This is a genomic window from Salinibius halmophilus (assembly GCF_003577475.1).
GTDB classification, from domain to species: domain Bacteria; phylum Pseudomonadota; class Gammaproteobacteria; order Pseudomonadales; family Natronospirillaceae; genus Salinibius; species Salinibius halmophilus.
In genome coordinates this window covers 167,028-181,721 of the sequence record NZ_QPEP01000003.1, presented here as the reverse complement: position 1 = coordinate 181,721, position 14,694 = coordinate 167,028, and the positions used below count along the sequence as shown (strand labels likewise).

The 14,694-nt window shown below is 49.2% G+C and carries 15 protein-coding genes; 9 read left to right on the top strand and 6 right to left on the bottom strand.

From position 1 onward, the window contains the following. Nucleotides 1-6 precede the first annotated feature (6 nt). A complete protein-coding gene (gene rsxA, locus DUW71_RS04210; RefSeq protein WP_119393988.1) occupies nt 7-582 on the bottom strand; it encodes an electron transport complex subunit RsxA in 576 nt (191 codons plus the stop codon). Between the two features lie 209 nt (nt 583-791). Here rsxA and DUW71_RS04205 point away from each other — a divergent pair, with 209 nt between their 5' ends. Together DUW71_RS04205 and DUW71_RS04200 are read left to right on the top strand one after the other, a co-directional pair. Next, a complete protein-coding gene (locus DUW71_RS04205; RefSeq protein WP_119393987.1) occupies nt 792-1,418 on the top strand; it encodes a hypothetical protein in 627 nt (208 codons plus the stop codon). Continuing rightward, nucleotides 1,415-2,434: a tRNA-queuosine alpha-mannosyltransferase domain-containing protein gene (locus tag DUW71_RS04200; protein WP_119393986.1), complete on the top strand. Its 1,020-nt coding sequence runs from the start codon at nt 1,415-1,417 to the stop codon at nt 2,432-2,434. Before DUW71_RS04205 ends, DUW71_RS04200 begins: the two co-directional genes overlap by 4 nt. 22 nt (nt 2,435-2,456) lie before the next feature. On the opposite strand, the gene DUW71_RS04195 is transcribed toward DUW71_RS04200, so the two are convergent. Then, entirely contained in the window at nt 2,457-3,143 is a 687-nt protein-coding gene (locus tag DUW71_RS04195) for a hypothetical protein (RefSeq protein ID WP_119393985.1), read from the bottom strand. 359 nt (nt 3,144-3,502) lie between these two features. On the opposite strand from DUW71_RS04195, the gene DUW71_RS04190 reads away from it, so the two are divergent. The 7 genes from DUW71_RS04190 to DUW71_RS04160 all read left to right on the top strand — a co-directional run bounded on the left by DUW71_RS04190 (nt 3,503) and on the right by DUW71_RS04160 (nt 11,448). Continuing rightward, nucleotides 3,503-4,726 (top strand): hypothetical protein, encoded by a 1,224-nt coding sequence (locus DUW71_RS04190; protein WP_119393984.1) that lies wholly within the window; start codon nt 3,503-3,505, stop codon nt 4,724-4,726. A gap of 162 nt (nt 4,727-4,888) precedes the next feature. Then, nucleotides 4,889-6,628 (top strand): arginine--tRNA ligase, encoded by a 1,740-nt coding sequence (gene argS, locus DUW71_RS04185; protein ID WP_119393983.1) that lies wholly within the window; start codon nt 4,889-4,891, stop codon nt 6,626-6,628. A 182-nt stretch (nt 6,629-6,810) separates the two neighbouring features. Then, entirely contained in the window at nt 6,811-7,350 is a 540-nt protein-coding gene (locus DUW71_RS04180; RefSeq protein ID WP_119393982.1) for a GNAT family N-acetyltransferase, read from the top strand. A 113-nt stretch (nt 7,351-7,463) separates the two neighbouring features. Further along, nucleotides 7,464-8,429, top strand: a complete 966-nt coding sequence (cysK, locus tag DUW71_RS04175; RefSeq protein WP_119393981.1) for a cysteine synthase A — start codon at nt 7,464-7,466, stop codon at nt 8,427-8,429. Between the two features lie 32 nt (nt 8,430-8,461). Further along, complete coding sequence (locus DUW71_RS04170) at nt 8,462-9,046, top strand: hypothetical protein (protein WP_158583865.1); 585 nt, start codon at nt 8,462-8,464, stop codon at nt 9,044-9,046. 55 nt (nt 9,047-9,101) lie between these two features. Then, complete coding sequence (pdxH, locus tag DUW71_RS04165; protein ID WP_119393979.1) at nt 9,102-9,740, top strand: pyridoxamine 5'-phosphate oxidase; 639 nt, start codon at nt 9,102-9,104, stop codon at nt 9,738-9,740. A gap of 484 nt (nt 9,741-10,224) precedes the next feature. Continuing rightward, nucleotides 10,225-11,448 carry an argininosuccinate synthase gene (locus DUW71_RS04160; RefSeq protein ID WP_119393978.1) on the top strand — a complete coding sequence of 408 codons (1,224 nt, stop codon included), beginning with the start codon at nt 10,225-10,227 and terminating at the stop codon, nt 11,446-11,448. A 54-nt stretch (nt 11,449-11,502) separates the two neighbouring features. Here DUW71_RS04160 and DUW71_RS04155 read toward each other — a convergent pair whose 3' ends face one another. The 4 genes from DUW71_RS04155 to DUW71_RS04140 form a co-directional block, all read right to left on the bottom strand. Then, the gene (locus DUW71_RS04155; protein ID WP_119393977.1) at nt 11,503-12,651 is read right to left on the bottom strand and encodes an MFS transporter; all 1,149 of its coding nucleotides are present in this window, start codon (nt 12,649-12,651) and stop codon (nt 11,503-11,505) included. A 108-nt stretch (nt 12,652-12,759) separates the two neighbouring features. Then, the gene (locus DUW71_RS04150) at nt 12,760-13,185 is read right to left on the bottom strand and encodes a tellurite resistance TerB family protein (RefSeq protein WP_119393976.1); all 426 of its coding nucleotides are present in this window, start codon (nt 13,183-13,185) and stop codon (nt 12,760-12,762) included. A gap of 10 nt (nt 13,186-13,195) precedes the next feature. Further along, nucleotides 13,196-13,525, bottom strand: a complete 330-nt coding sequence (locus DUW71_RS04145) for a DUF6164 family protein (protein WP_119393975.1) — start codon at nt 13,523-13,525, stop codon at nt 13,196-13,198. Then, a complete protein-coding gene (locus DUW71_RS04140; RefSeq protein ID WP_119393974.1) occupies nt 13,518-14,519 on the bottom strand; it encodes a LacI family DNA-binding transcriptional regulator in 1,002 nt (333 codons plus the stop codon). Before DUW71_RS04140 ends, DUW71_RS04145 begins: the two co-directional genes overlap by 8 nt. Nucleotides 14,520-14,694 lie beyond the last annotated feature (175 nt).

Here is a 14,694-nt window from a genome sequence, read left to right as displayed (position 1 = left end):
GTCTCCTTACACCAAGCCTGCAAAACCCATAAAGGCTAAAGACATGAAACCGGCTGTGACCATGCCGATTGCCGCCCCTTGGAAGGGCTTTGGCACGTCACTTAAGTTGATGCGCTCGCGCATGGCGGCGAAAAATACCATCACCAGCGAGAAACCAACGGCTGCACCAAAACCATAAAAAAGGCTCTCAACAAAACCGTGCGACTTGTTGATGTTCAGCAATGCCACGCCTAGTACCGCACAGTTGGTTGTAATCAGTGGCAGGAACACACCAAGCACGCGATAAAGCAGCGGGCTAGTTTTGCGAACCACCATCTCGGTGAACTGCACCACCACGGCAATCACTAGAATGAAGCTAATGGTGCGAAGAAAAGCCAGATCAAGTGGCAATAAGATCCACTCGTACACTAGATAACTCGATACGGAAGACAGCGTGAGTACAAAAGTCGTCGCCAGCGACATGCCCATCGCGGTTTCCAATTTATTTGAAACACCCATGAATGGACACAGTCCCAAAAATTGCACTAGGACGAAATTGTTTACCAAAATGGTACTGACCAGCATGATTGCATAGTCGCTCATTTGCTCACCTCCATACTCAATGGCGGGTATTATCGTGATTCCTCTTATTCCAAACAAGGAAAAAGCCTGAGTCGGTTAGTCAAATTTTTTATAACATTAGCGAAGAGGCTGAACACACTGTTTACCAAATGCCCAATGTGCGCCGACAAAATTGGTAATCGGCCGTCCATGACGTCACAATATGGGTAGTTGTGAATAAAGGGGATCACATGCCGCGGTTGTTGCTGTTGCTTACGTGCACCATGATTGTTGGATTGCTTAATGCGGCTTTATTGCCGCCTTTATCACCGGCGGTGCTTGGGCAATTAAATCAGATTACCGAGTCGTCACGGTTTACCAAACAACAGGATGGCTTGATTGTGAGTGCGCAAGAAGAACTCGCGCTAGCTGAGCAAGCCATTGAGCAAGCGCAAATTGCAACGACCCTCAGCGACAAGAAAAAACACGTTGAAGACATGGCGCATGCAATCGACCCGCAGTTTACGGGCGGGCGCGGGCCGGGTAATGGTGACGGGCTGGTCTATTTAATGCCGGCATTGGTGACCCGGTTAAGTTATATCGCTCAGCAACCGGCCATTAGCTTTGACATGTCGAACTATGCATCGTTAGCGGTACAAACGGCGCAGGCTATTGCGCAGGAAGCCGGTAAAATCACGCCAATTGTGAGCGACATCCGCACCAGTGATGATCTGTTTGAGGTGAATATCCTAGTCAATCAGCTCGCTGAGATTATCAGTGATTTGCGCGCTGGTAGTGCCGGTCAACCAGGGTTTGAACTATTGGCGTTGCAAGTCAATCAGTTAAAACAAGCAGCCGAAGCGATGCCACAGCAATGATGGCAAACACTTGGCTTTTGTCCGCCTATCAAGCCGACAGCCACCAAGCTTGGGTGCGTTGGCTTAGTCAGAATGTTGTAGCCGATTGGCAAGTGTTTACTCTGCCAGGGCGACATTTTCGCTGGCGCATTCGTGGTAACCCATTAAGTTGGTTAGACGTATTGCCAGCAAAACCTCCAGAAATGCTGTTGGCGACCTCCATGGTAGACCTTGCCACCCTAAAAGGCATTATGCCGCAGCTCAATGGGGTAAGGTCTTGCTTATACTTCCATGAGAATCAATTTGCTTACCCAGTATCGAACCAACAACACAGCTCCATCGATCCACAAATGGTGCAGTTATACAGCGCTCTGGCCGCCGATGAGCTAGCGTTTAATTCGCAGTTTAATCTCGATTCTTTTGTAGCGGGTGTTGAAGCCTTGTTGGCCAAGATGCCAGATCATGTGCCAACCAGTGTTGGCCAGCGAATATTGGACAAAGCGCGTGTATTGCCCGTGCCAGTGCTACCAATTGAAGCGCGGCCAAAACGGCCGTTAATTGTTTGGCCACACCGTTGGGAATATGACAAAAATCCAGAGCGTTTGGTTGAGATATTAACCTTATTGGCGACCGAAGACGTGCCCTTTCAGCTTGCGTTATTAGGCGCGCGAGGAAAGCGTCCAGTCCCTGCATTAGAGTTAATTCGACAGCGCTTTGCCAATCACATCATTGCTGATGGGCGGGTCAGTCGCGCGCAGTATCAGCAGTTATTAGGCGAAGCTCAGGTGGTGATAAGTACGGCAAAGCACGAGTTTCAAGGCTTGGCGGTGCTGGAAGCCGTGAGTGCAGGGTGTATTCCTGTGGTGCCCAATGATTTATGTTACGTTGAACAATATCCAGACAGCTATCGCTTCAACAGCAACAACGAAGCGGTTGCCCTAATCAAACAAGCATTAGCGGGTGAACTTGCCACGGTTCAAGTTAAGCCGTGGCTGCAATCAAGCTTAACATCAGCTTGGCAAAAATGGCTGCAATAGGGTTTTTGTGCCAGCTCAAAGGTTAATAAGGATAATCTGGGTAATCGTCGTAGTTGAAGTCGCCCCAATCACCATAAGCGTTATTGCTACCACCGCGTGGCTCGGTTAGCCATTGCAGGCCAATGTATAAGTATTCGGCTTGCGCCGGCTCGGCGTAGGTTTGAATTTGATGGGTTTGGCGGCGATAGCCAACGTGAACGACAGACCGGTTGCCTAATAAGCCAGGTAGCTGAATTTTGGCATCGACAAACCCAGAAGGAAGGCCGAAGAAATAGCGCGTTTGCCCAGATTTACCATAGGTGCCAACGAGCGCTTCCACGCCGTAACCCACGGAAAAATAGGTGAAGTCGATGCTAGGAAACAGGTGTAAGCCGAAGTGACTCGCTTCATAAGTATTATCGATGATCTCGCCATCGGCCGTTTGGTAGCGATAGGTTTGGTTAAAGGTGCTAAAAGCTAAACCACCGTTTAGATGTAAATATTTAAATGGGTGAACCGAAACGCCAAACTCTCCGCGTGCTAAGCCTGAAGAATACAAGTCTACTCTATAGCCTGGAATGTCTTGGATTAGCGCATCAAACTCAGGCGTATTTAGCACAACGCCACCCAGAGAAATGCCGCCATTAAAATAGCTCGCACCCTTAGGTTCAGCCGAGGCATAAACCGCTATGCACATTAATGAAACGATAATTGGCAGTTGTTTTATCATGCAATTAACTTCTTACGGCGTCCTAATGGGTGAGGCATACATTGCAATACATGTGAGTTCCATCGCTAAAAAATACGCATTGTTGCTTCATTCGTCTAGGGAATTCTATGGTGAACTGAGTTCGATTATTGTGCGCGAAGTCTACTAGTTTGCCACCAAAAGGTAGTTTGGTACTGATTTCAATGTAAATTAGAACGCTGTTAGCTGGTTGTTTATAATTCGTTCACCCACGGCTTACGGCATGTAGTAGGGCGTACCGGCTCGCAGATTCAAACGGCGATGTTGGTAATATTGCTTGCCTAACCACGCCGCCTAACTTGGCTGCCTACCTTCGTTGCCTAAACACGGGAGTCCAATTCATGTACCTATTATTTATGCTACTGCTGATTACCATCATGGGTTCATTGACGCTATTGTGTGCTGCTTGGTTACAGGTTCATTGGCATGCTGTGGCGGCAGCATTGTTAGGTGCGCCAATTGTGTTGATGATATTCGGTGCTGGTTTTGGTCTGGCTTTTTTCTTAGGTGCGCTAATTGCCATGCTTGCGATGGCGGCCTACCGTTGGCAGTTTATGTTAACCCTTTGGCAGGCTTGGCAAGCATTGCCGGGCAGACCGCAAGCTAAGGCCAGCTTCTTGCTCAGCCAGCTAGTAAAACACTATAGTGCTTATTTGTATCCAGTGGCACAAAAAGTCATGCCAGCAAAAGTCGACATGGCCAGCAAAGGCCAGCATGTTTTGGTTGAGCGGTTAGTGGCAGCGGTACAAGCGCAAGATTTTAGTCGTGCTTCGGCGTTGGTTAATCGTTTTGGGCTGGCGGGTCGGCAAAGTTTTTTACAGGTAGCACTAAACGAAAATCGGATCAAAGAAGAAGATTTAGCCGAATGGCTGGCGGTTGACAAAAAACAGAGTATGGCAGCCCTGGCGCTTTGCCACCTATTAGGAAGACAGTTGTTATTAGATGCTGGTAACAATGATCTGAAGCGCCAACTGATGCGCTATAAAAAGCGCTTATCGCAGGTAGAGCTTCACCCTTATGAGGCCGCTATGTTGGGGCTGCGAACTTGTGCGCACCGTAGCGATAAAATTCTAGCTGCTTACAAAGCACTTCACCAAATAGCACCTTATAACTTGCCTGCAATGTTACTTGTATTAGAGCGCTTAAGTTTTATCGATGATCAAGACACGGCGAAAAAGCTTATCCAGCAGTTTTTAGCAAAAGCCAATAGCGCGCCACAAGTATATGTGTTGCCCGTTGTTTGGCAGTTGCACCGCAACCAGTTGCAGCTTGCCATGGTTAATAAATGCATGGCATCGATGAAAGGCAAGTTAGGCGAGGCACATAAATTCACTGTACTGAACTACTTAGCAAGCGCCTATTTTTTGCTTAAGCAAAAACAAGCCTGTGGCGCTTTAATCAAACAAATCGATGGCCACTACCATGCCCCTGCTTGGCAATTTGGTGCTAAAGGCTTAGCTGCTCTAGGGCCTGAGTATCAGGTAGCCGCTTGCCTTAAGTGGTTGAAGCCAGCGAAGGCAAAACCTCGGTTGATGAAAAAATCTGCACAGCCGGTTCATGGTTAGCTGGGCCGCACGCTGTTGTTGGCTCTCAAGATATCAATGGCGCGCTAATTCTCTGGTGTGAAGGGCTGCGAAACGGTATTATACGCGGCCTTATTTCTGCCATATCAGCCCGAATCTTGGGCTAATATGGAGACCATTGATAAATCTATCGGGAGTTAGATCGTGAACATTCAAGCATTACTGGCAGACAAAGTCACCCAAGCTCTGGTTGCAGCAGGCGCACCAGCGGGCAGCGATGCACATGTTCGACGATCAGCTAAGCGCCAGTTCGGTGATTACCAAGCCAATGGCGTAATGGGCGCAGCAAAGCAGCTTAAAACCAACCCGCGTGAACTAGCGGCCAAGGTTGTTGAAGCGCTCGACCTTGATGGCATTGCCAGTAAGGTTGAAGTTGCTGGCCCTGGGTTTATCAATATTCATTTGGCACCTGAGTTTTTAGCTGAGCATGTGGCGCTTGCCGTAAAAGATGAACGCGCTGGTATTGCCAAGATATCGCAGCCGCAAAAAGTGGTGATTGACTACTCAGCCCCTAACGTTGCCAAAGAAATGCACGTGGGCCACCTGCGTTCAACCATTATTGGTGATGCACTGGTACGTACCCTAGAATTTATGGGGGATGACGTTGTGCGTGCCAACCACATTGGCGACTGGGGGACACAGTTTGGCATGCTGATTGCCAACCTTGAGCGCGTTGAGAAAGAAGGTGGTAGCCAGGCGTCAATGGAGCTAAGTGACCTAGAAGGCTTTTACCGCGAGTCGAAAAAACTCTATGACGAAGATGAAGCCTTTGCTGAGCGTGCTCGCAGCTACGTGGTGAAACTGCAAGGTGGTGACGACTATTGTTTGGCTATGTGGCGCAAGCTTGTCGATATCACCATGGCCAGCAACCAGGCGGTATATGATCGCCTAAATGTATCGTTAACCAACGAACACATTATGGGTGAGAGCCTTTACAACGAATACCTAGCACCCATTGTGGCTGACCTGAAAGAGAAAGGCTTGGCCGTAGAAGACGACGGCGCTCAGGTCGTGTTCTTAGATGAGTTTAAGAACAAAGATGGCGAGCCAATGGGTGTGATCATCCAAAAACGTGACGGCGGCTTCTTGTACACCACAACCGACATTGCTTGTGCCAAGTATCGTTATGAAGTGTTAGGGGCTGACCGTGTGTTGTACTTTATCGACTCGCGCCAAGCTCAGCATTTGCAACAAGTGTGGACCATTTGTGCCAAGGCTCAGTACGTGCCCGAAACCGTATCACTTGAGCACCACGCCTTCGGCATGATGCTAGGCAAAGACGGCAAACCATTTAAAACTCGAACCGGCGGCACCGTGCGTTTGGTGGACCTACTTGACGAAGCGCTAGAGCGTGCAACCAATTTATTGGCTGAGCGTGATAACGACTTTAGCGATGAGCAAAGAGCAGAAATTGCCGAAGCTGTGGCGATGGGCGCAGTTAAGTACGCAGACTTATCAAAGAACCGCACCACAGACTACATCTTTGACTGGGACAACATGCTGAGCTTTGAAGGCAATACCGCGCCTTACCTGCAATACGCCTACACGCGTGTACGCTCGGTATTTGCTAAAGCTGGCGTTGCACCAGCGGCGGTATGTGGTGATGTAATCGTTGAAGCAGAGCAAGAGAAGATTCTGGCGACAACTTTGCTGCAGTTCGAAGAAGCGATTCAAGCAGTTGCTAAAGAGGGGACACCGCATGTACTGTGTGCCTACTTATATGATGTAGCTGGCGCTTTCTCAAGCTTCTACGAAGCCTGCCCAATATTAAAAAGCGAAGATGACGCGTTAAAAGCTAGCCGCTTGCAACTTGCTGCCCTCACAGCCAAAACCATGAAAATTGGCTTGGATCTGTTAGGCATAAAAGTACTAGAGCGCATGTAACCGTTTTAGTTTTCAGCATGGTTGCGGCGTAGGTTTACAAACCGCAGGTTTGGGAAACATGGACCGTGGCACAACACGTTGCCCGGCTCACGCCGTGCAACCCACGTGTGGGTTTTAAAAACCGAAGGTTTGGGAAACATAAGACCAAGCTCGCCTTTCTAAAAAACTTAAAGGACTAACCCATGTTTGCCTACCAAGTGAATGAGCAAATTGAGCTGCATTTTTTAACCCACGATTTCGCTGAGCCGCTGTTTGAGCTGATCCAGCAAAACTTCGATATGCTAGCGGAATGGTTTCCTTGGCCTGCGTTCACTAAAGAAGTGGCCGATAGTGAGCAGTTTATTCAACGCCAATTAGAAGCCTATGCCCGCCAAAAAGTATGGCCACTAGCTATAGTGGTGAACGGTGAACTAGCGGGGATGACTGACTTACACAACATCAACCGCGATCACCGCTCAGCCGAGGTTGGCTACTGGCTCGCGAGTCGATTTCAAGGCCAAGGCGTGGTAACAAAAGCCCTCGCTGCAATGCTACCCCTAGCATTTGATCTATATGATCTGCACGTCATTCGCATCGACGCCGAAGAAGATAACCTAGCAAGTCGCAATGTGGCAGAGCGTTTGGGGTTTCAGTTGGATGGCGTGATTCGTGGCAAAATAGTGCGCGACCAACAACCACGCGACCTAGCTGTGTATAGTCTGCTGCGCAGCGAAATTTCCTGAACCCAAACTGTTTCATTACATTCATATAATTAATCAGTATTTGTTCTCAAGAAATAAAAAACGGAATATAGGCGCATGTTTTTATAACTGAACCGATAAAGGAGTTTCAGACCATGCGCGTTTACGACGACAATTCATTGGCAATTGGCAACACCCCCTTGGTTAAGCTCAACCGAGTTGCGCCAGAGGGCACCACGATTTTGGCTAAAATTGAAGGCCGCAACCCGGCTTACTCGGTGAAGTGTCGAATTGGCGCCAACATGATCTGGGATGCCGAGAAGTCGGGCAAGCTCACCCCAAATACCACCATTGTCGAGCCAACGTCTGGTAATACTGGTATTGCACTGGCGTATGTGGCGGCAGCGCGTGGTTATAAGTTGGTACTTACTATGCCTGCATCTATGAGCTTGGAGCGTCGTAAGGTGCTAAAAGCACTAGGTGCTGAGCTGGTACTTACTGAGCCCGCAAAAGGTATGAAAGGTGCGGTTGAAAAAGCCAAAGAGCTTGCCGATGAAAAAGGTTATTTGCTGTTGCAACAGTTTGATAACCCTGCCAACCCGGAAATTCACGAAAAAACGACAGGCCCAGAAATCTGGAACGATACCGATGGTAGCATTGATGTGTTTGTTGCAGGCGTGGGTACCGGCGGTACGGTGTCTGGTGTCAGTCGCTATATCAAAAGAACGCAAGGTAAGGCGATTCGCTCGGTAGCCGTAGAGCCTGCAGAAAGTGCCATTATTGCACAAGCACTAAAAGGCGAAGACATCACACCAGCGCCGCATAAAATCCAGGGTATTGGGGCTAACTTTATTCCAGGCAACCTAGATTTAAGCGTGATTGACCACGCCGAAGCGGTATCGAGTGAAGACGCCATGGCCATGACGCATCGCTTGATGAAAGAAGAAGGCATTCTGTGCGGCATCTCTTGTGGTGCGGCCGTTGAGGCGGCTGTGCGCGAAGCGAAGCGCCCTGAGAATGCTGGTAAAACCATTGTTGTGGTACTACCAGACTCGGCCGAGCGCTATCTAACTTCGCCATTGTTTGCTGGTCAGTTTGGTGAGCAAGAGACAGTTCAGTAATCTTTGTTATCATGGCCAAAAAGACTATGGCCATGATGATGAGAAACCTACTGATACTCGCAGTGTTAGTGCTTACCGGTTGCGCTAGCCTGCCCGACCAACAAATGCTGCAAGGCAGTGCGGTGCTTAACTCAGGCGCACCGCTCAATGCGCCCATGCAGCTTTCGGTTAGTGCCCGCAGTGGCGATATGCTGGTGGCCAACCAAACTCAGATGATCTCTTTTTTGCCCGCTTATTATTCATTAAATGTGCCAGTGGCGAGCAGTGATATTCGCTTAATTGGCGAAATTCGAGACCAGCAGGGCAATGTTAGGTACCGCTCTAGTGCCCAGCCACTAAGCGACACCAGCATTCGCTTAGACGAAGTGTTGTCTACCGAAGACGCCGCCATACGCCATTTTGACTGCCAAGGTGTCGCTGTGCGCTATACCGCGCAAACTGGACAGCCAACGCTCTATGTGCAAAGCCAAACCGGGCAAGGCCAAATTGAGTTGCTCACGCCAACCATTGGCGATAATGGTATTCGCTACCAGGGTGAGCGCTACCAATTCGAATTATTAGAGCAGGGCGCACGTTTGTTCAAAGATGGTATTTGGCTCGATTGCAAGCGGCGGTAATCAAAGACATTTTGTCATTGCCTGCGTATCCTTGCGCAAAAGATAAGGAATAACTATGAAGCTCGATGATATTCGCCGCGAATACACCCAAGCTGGGTTAAATCGTGAAGACCTCGCTGACCACCCAATTGATCAGTTTGAGCAATGGCTGCGCATGGCCGTTGATGCCAATCTTAATAGTGACCCAACCGCGATGACACTGGCGACCGTGAACAATGATGGTCAGCCAAGTCAGCGCGTCGTGCTGTTGAAAGAACTGGATGATGAAGGCTTTACCTTTTATACCAACTTCGGCTCGCGTAAAGCCCAGGATATGGCAAACAACAGCAAGGTTAGTTTGCACTTTGGCTGGCTGCAGCTAGAACGTCAGGTGATCGTTTATGGTGAAGCTGAGAAGCTATCGATGAAGCAGATCAGTAAGTATTTTATGAGTCGACCGACTTCATCGCGCCTAGGGGCTTGGGCATCACATCAAAGCCAAAAGATTGGTTCACGCAAATTGCTTGAGCAAGCATTCGAGCAAGCCAAGCGCAAATTCGCCGATGGCGAAATCCCCGTGCCAGACTTCTGGGGTGGCTACAAGGTCAAACCCACAGCCATAGAGTTTTGGCAGGGCCGCGAAAGCCGCTTACATGACCGCTTTATGTACCGCTTGGTTGATGGCACCTGGCAAGTCGATCGATTGCAGCCGTAGGTTTTTCAAACCTATTCGTCACACCCGAGTGCTTTTATCGGGTGTCTAGTTTACTAGCCTATTCGTCACACCCGAGTGCTTTTATCGGGTGTCTAGTTTACTAGCCTATACGTCACACCCGAGTGCCTTTATCGGGTGTCTAGTTTACTAGCCTATTCGTCACACCCGAGTGCTTTTATCGGGTGTCTAGTTTACTAGCCTATACGTCACACCCGAGTGCCTTTATCGGGTGTCTAGTTTGGTGTTTTCAAATGTGGTGTCTAGATTCCCGCCTGCGCGGGAATGACTGTTGCCCGGCCAAAAAAACGGCCGTGCAACCTACGGTGGGCCATTCGAGGTTTTACAAACCGCAGGTTTGGGAAACATTGATCGCCACCGCTTACCTTAAAAGCATTTCAATAGCGTAAAACAAACGGTACAATACGGCGCAATTTTTTTCCCGGTGGTAGGCGTTCTGCTCGCCACGGATATAGCGGAGATCATTATGTCGGACATCAAAAAGGTAGTACTGGCCTACTCAGGCGGCCTAGACACCTCTGTAATCGCAAAATGGATCCAAGAAACGTATAACTGTGAAGTTGTAACGTTTACTGCGGATCTTGGCCAAGGTGAAGAAGTAGAGCCAGCGCGCGCTAAAGCTGAAGCACTAGGCATCAAAGAAATCTACATCGAAGACCTACGCGAAGAATTTGTCCGCGACTACGTTTTCCCAATGTTCCGTGCCAACGCCATCTACGAAGGTGAGTACCTTCTGGGTACGTCGATTGCCCGTCCACTTATCGCTAAGCGTTTGATTGAAATCGCTAACGAAACGGGTGCCGATGCGATCTCGCACGGTGCAACTGGTAAAGGCAACGACCAGGTTCGTTTTGAGCTAGGCGCTTATGCGCTCAAGCCAGGTGTGAAAGTGATCGCACCATGGCGTGAGTGGGATTTGAACTCACGCGACAAGCTCATGGCTTATTGCGAAGAGCACAACATCCCAGTTGACTTCAAAAAACAAGGTAAGAAGTCGCCATACTCTATGGACGCCAACCTATTGCACATCTCATATGAAGGTGGCGTGCTAGAGGACCCGTGGACCGAGTGTGAAGAGGACATGTGGCGTTGGTCTGTAAGCCCTGAGAACGCGCCAAACGAAGCCACTTACATCGACCTAACGTTCGAGAAAGGTGACATCGTTGCAATCGACGGTGAAGCACTAAAACCACACGAAGTGCTAGAAAAGCTGAACAAGCTTGGTGGTGCTAACGGTGTTGGTCGTTTGGATATCGTAGAAAACCGTTACGTGGGCATGAAGTCTCGTGGTTGTTACGAAACGCCTGGTGGCACAATCATGCTTAGAGCCCACCGTGCAATTGAGAGCATTACACTAGACCGTGATGCAGCACACCTTAAAGATGAGATCATGCCTAAGTACGCTGAGACCATCTACAACGGTTATTGGTGGAGCCCAGAACGTATCATGATGCAAGAGCTGATTGATAAGTCACAAGAGCCAGTAAATGGTGTGGTGCGCATCAAGCTATACAAAGGCAATGTGATCGTTGTTGGCCGCAAGTCTGACGATTCTTTGTTCGATGAGAGCATCGCAACATTTGACGATGACGGTGGTGCGTACAACCAGAAAGACGCCGAAGGCTTTATTAAGCTAAACGCGCTGCGTTTGCGCATTGCTGCAGGCAAAGGCCGCAGCCCACTGAAATAAGTGAGCGAAAGAAAAAAACCGAGCCTGAGTGCTCGGTTTTTTTATGCTTGTGAATTATTGGTTTTTTGGCATTTTCACTGCCAGTGGCACGGCAATGGTGGCGTAGGCAATTAATGTCCAAATGGCGAGGTTGATACTGCCACTGGTTTGGGCGATCCAGCCGCCAATAAGCGGCACAAAAAACGACATTGCATAACCAATGGTAAAGGCACCGGCGGAAATGGCACCGGCTTGCTCTCGCGAAATCATAGGCGGCAGGGCGACTAATAAAATTAGCAAAAAGGCACTAGCGAAGCTCACCATTAGCAGCCCAAATAGAGCTGTTAGCCCAGCGGCTTGAATGAATACAATCATGCCACTTAAGCCAAGTACGGCAGCGAAGATAAGCGGTGCTCGCAAGCCCACCCAGCGTTTTGCCATGCGAATCAGTAGAACCGAGGCCACTACCTGAAACAGGTTAAACCAGAATAAGCTAGCCGCTAACCAGTCTGCTTCGCCACGGGCTTCTAGCACAGGCGCCATATAGGCGTTGGCACCAAAGAATAATGTACTGCTGGTACTCATTAGAAAGCCCATTTGCCAAATAAGCGGCGAGCGCCAGTTGGGCATCCAACTACTTGTGTTAACAGGCTTAGGTTGGCCTTTGGGTAATAAGAGTAACAACGCAATAAGGATGGCTGGCAGGCTCCAAACCACTATTGTGGCACGCCAACTTTGCTCTAGCAGTGGCATCAACAGCGGTATGGTGAGCCCTGCGCCAGTAAACTCGCCAATCAACATGCCATTCATGTAAATTGCCGTGCCCATTGCCAGATGTTTGCTATTCAACCAAGCCGGCAGTAGGGCAGGTAGGGCAGGCTGCATCATGGCCACGCCAAACCCCATTCCGGCTGTCGCCAGCAGTAGCAATGCACCATTGGGTGCTAGCCCCCTGGCGGCACTAAACAAAGCAATAAAGACTAGGCTGATGACCAGTGCTGGACGGGCGCCAAGCTTTTGAATTAATACCGAACCGGGCACGGCGCCAATGGCAAGCATAATGAGCGGCAGCGTTGTGAGCATGCCTTGCTGTAGAGCGTTGAGGCGTAAAGCAAGGGCCATATCGCTTGCAAGGGGTGGGGCTGCCAGCATAGGCAAACGTAAGTACATGCCAGTGAGCCATAACAATGCAAACAGCGCTGGAAGTCTAATGGCCTGTAACATGAACACCCCGTAAGCTAAAAAAGCGCAGTGTACGCTGGCTAGCAATGCTTTTTAAGGGGTGAGCAGGCGAATGTATGCAACTGTGAGCAATTAATTGTTTTGCTAGCTTTACTGAGCGAGTTTTTTCGCCCGGATAAATTCACTGTGCGGTAAGTGAATCAGGTCGGCCACTTGGCGAATGATCGACTCTTCATACGGGTCAATGCTGCCATCCGCATTCGCCACTTCCCACATTGCAGCCACCAAGTTGAAGCGCTCGTCTTGGGTGAGCTGGCGTAACTGGCCTGTAAAATCATAAAGCGAGACCGACTGGTTCATTGCCTGCATGGCTTCAAAGTATAGGTCTTCGGCTTGCATCCCGGTAAGGCCAAGTATCTTTTGTAGCATCAGTTTAAGCGCTTGATGCTCTGCTTCAGTGACTTCTCTGTCGGCATGGGCAACTTCACATAGAAGCGCTGCAGTGGCGAGTTCAACCGAGGTGTCGGCCTCTTCTGGCTGGCTTTTGTTCATTAACTCTTTGATGGTTTGCCACATGTGCTTGTCCTCAGTTGATTAACATCCACACCGGAATGAGCGTAATTGCAATAATGGCAGCAATCAGCACTAACATGCTGAGCACGCGTACTGGGTTAAGTGCCACATGATGCCAAAATGGTAGTGGTGCTGCACGTGGCAGCTCAGCTTGAACTGCCTCTATGGCTTGCCGCGCAGCTGGTACATCGTCGTCGGTGTGAACCCAAATGGCCGCCACGCCAATTCGCCACCGTCCGGCTTCGGTTTCAAAGAACTCCACCTCAGCCTCGGTTAACGCTTGTCGAACCTGCATTGCCTCATCTTCGGGCACATTGGCAAGATGAAAAACGAGTCTAGCCATTATTTAGTTTCACCGATTTGCGTTCAATCACTTCCGGTTTGATGGTCTCTGAATCTACGTGCTCCTGCTGCAATAGACTTTGCATCAGAATTACCGATTGCTTACCCAAGTCTTTGAGGGGCTGTTTAATGGTAGTGAGCCCAGGGTACATATGCTGAGAGAAGTCAGCGTTATCGTAGCCAATAATGGATAGGTCACCTGGAATGTCGACTCCTAGTTCGCGCGCCGCGCGGTACACACCAGCGGCGATGTCATCATCGGCGGCATAAATAGCACTCGGTAGCTGTTGGCGGTGTTTGCTTAACTGCAATAACCGCTCATAGCCGGAATCGGGCGAATACTGGCCAGTGACAATGCTTCCTTCATCAACGGTAAGGCCGTTTTTGCGCATGGTATCAACAAATCCAGACAAACGTTGGTTGGCATCATAAAGGCTGTTCGGCCCAGAAAAATAAACAATGTCGCGGTGGCCGTTGTCGATGAGGTGCTGAGTGGCTAAGCAGCTACCATGGTAGTTATCAATGCTAATGCAGCTGAACATTTCCTCAAGGTCGCGACGGTTGAGCACAACGATCGGCATTTGATTCGATAGTAAGCGCAAATACTCGGGTGGGTGCTCGCCCTCAAAAAAGCATATTAACCCATCACACCCACGAGAACGCAGAGTTTCGACAGCGCGCTTTTCGCCTTCAATGGTGCCATAACCACTGGCAACAATGAGGTCCTTTCCTAGTTCGCGCAGCGCTTCTTGTACACCGCCCATCAATTCGGCATAAAACGGGCTGCCTAAGTGTACGACTAACAAACCAATCATATCCGACTGCTGACGCTTAAGACTTTGAGCCACTTGATTTGGGCGATAACCAAGTTGTTCGATTGCTTGCTCAACTCGTTTACGCGAGGCAGCAGAGACAGACCCTTTACCAGTAATAACACGAGAGACGGTTGATTTAGAAACCCCAGAAAGCTCAGAAACCTGTTTGATCGTGATCATTTGCAACTCAATTCTTAGATGTAACTAAATTATGCGAGCAATTAGCAAAATGTAAAACAGCAAAGGCAAAATTGATCACTGTTCTATTACTGTTACATGGATATTACATCGGTAGTGATAAAACAAATGATAACTATTGCTAATAAAATCTGTTTGGGTATGATTGCGCACAATT

What these genes read in the sequence shown, in the direction of transcription:
- rsxA (WP_119393988.1), bottom strand. Translation starts at nt 582, where the DNA reads ATGAGCGACTATGCAATCATGCTGGTCAGTACCATTTTGGTAAACAAT.
- DUW71_RS04205 (WP_119393987.1), top strand. Translation starts at nt 792, where the DNA reads ATGCCGCGGTTGTTGCTGTTGCTTACGTGCACCATGATTGTTGGATTG.
- DUW71_RS04200 (WP_119393986.1), top strand. Translation starts at nt 1,415, where the DNA reads ATGATGGCAAACACTTGGCTTTTGTCCGCCTATCAAGCCGACAGCCAC.
- DUW71_RS04195 (WP_119393985.1), bottom strand. Translation starts at nt 3,143, where the DNA reads ATGATAAAACAACTGCCAATTATCGTTTCATTAATGTGCATAGCGGTT.
- DUW71_RS04190 (WP_119393984.1), top strand. Translation starts at nt 3,503, where the DNA reads ATGTACCTATTATTTATGCTACTGCTGATTACCATCATGGGTTCATTG.
- DUW71_RS04180 (WP_119393982.1), top strand. Translation starts at nt 6,811, where the DNA reads ATGTTTGCCTACCAAGTGAATGAGCAAATTGAGCTGCATTTTTTAACC.
- cysK (WP_119393981.1), top strand. Translation starts at nt 7,464, where the DNA reads ATGCGCGTTTACGACGACAATTCATTGGCAATTGGCAACACCCCCTTG.
- DUW71_RS04170 (WP_158583865.1), top strand. Translation starts at nt 8,462, where the DNA reads ATGATGATGAGAAACCTACTGATACTCGCAGTGTTAGTGCTTACCGGT.
- pdxH (WP_119393979.1), top strand. Translation starts at nt 9,102, where the DNA reads ATGAAGCTCGATGATATTCGCCGCGAATACACCCAAGCTGGGTTAAAT.
- DUW71_RS04160 (WP_119393978.1), top strand. Translation starts at nt 10,225, where the DNA reads ATGTCGGACATCAAAAAGGTAGTACTGGCCTACTCAGGCGGCCTAGAC.
- DUW71_RS04155 (WP_119393977.1), bottom strand. Translation starts at nt 12,651, where the DNA reads ATGTTACAGGCCATTAGACTTCCAGCGCTGTTTGCATTGTTATGGCTC.
- DUW71_RS04150 (WP_119393976.1), bottom strand. Translation starts at nt 13,185, where the DNA reads ATGTGGCAAACCATCAAAGAGTTAATGAACAAAAGCCAGCCAGAAGAG.
- DUW71_RS04145 (WP_119393975.1), bottom strand. Translation starts at nt 13,525, where the DNA reads ATGGCTAGACTCGTTTTTCATCTTGCCAATGTGCCCGAAGATGAGGCA.
- DUW71_RS04140 (WP_119393974.1), bottom strand. Translation starts at nt 14,519, where the DNA reads ATGATCACGATCAAACAGGTTTCTGAGCTTTCTGGGGTTTCTAAATCA.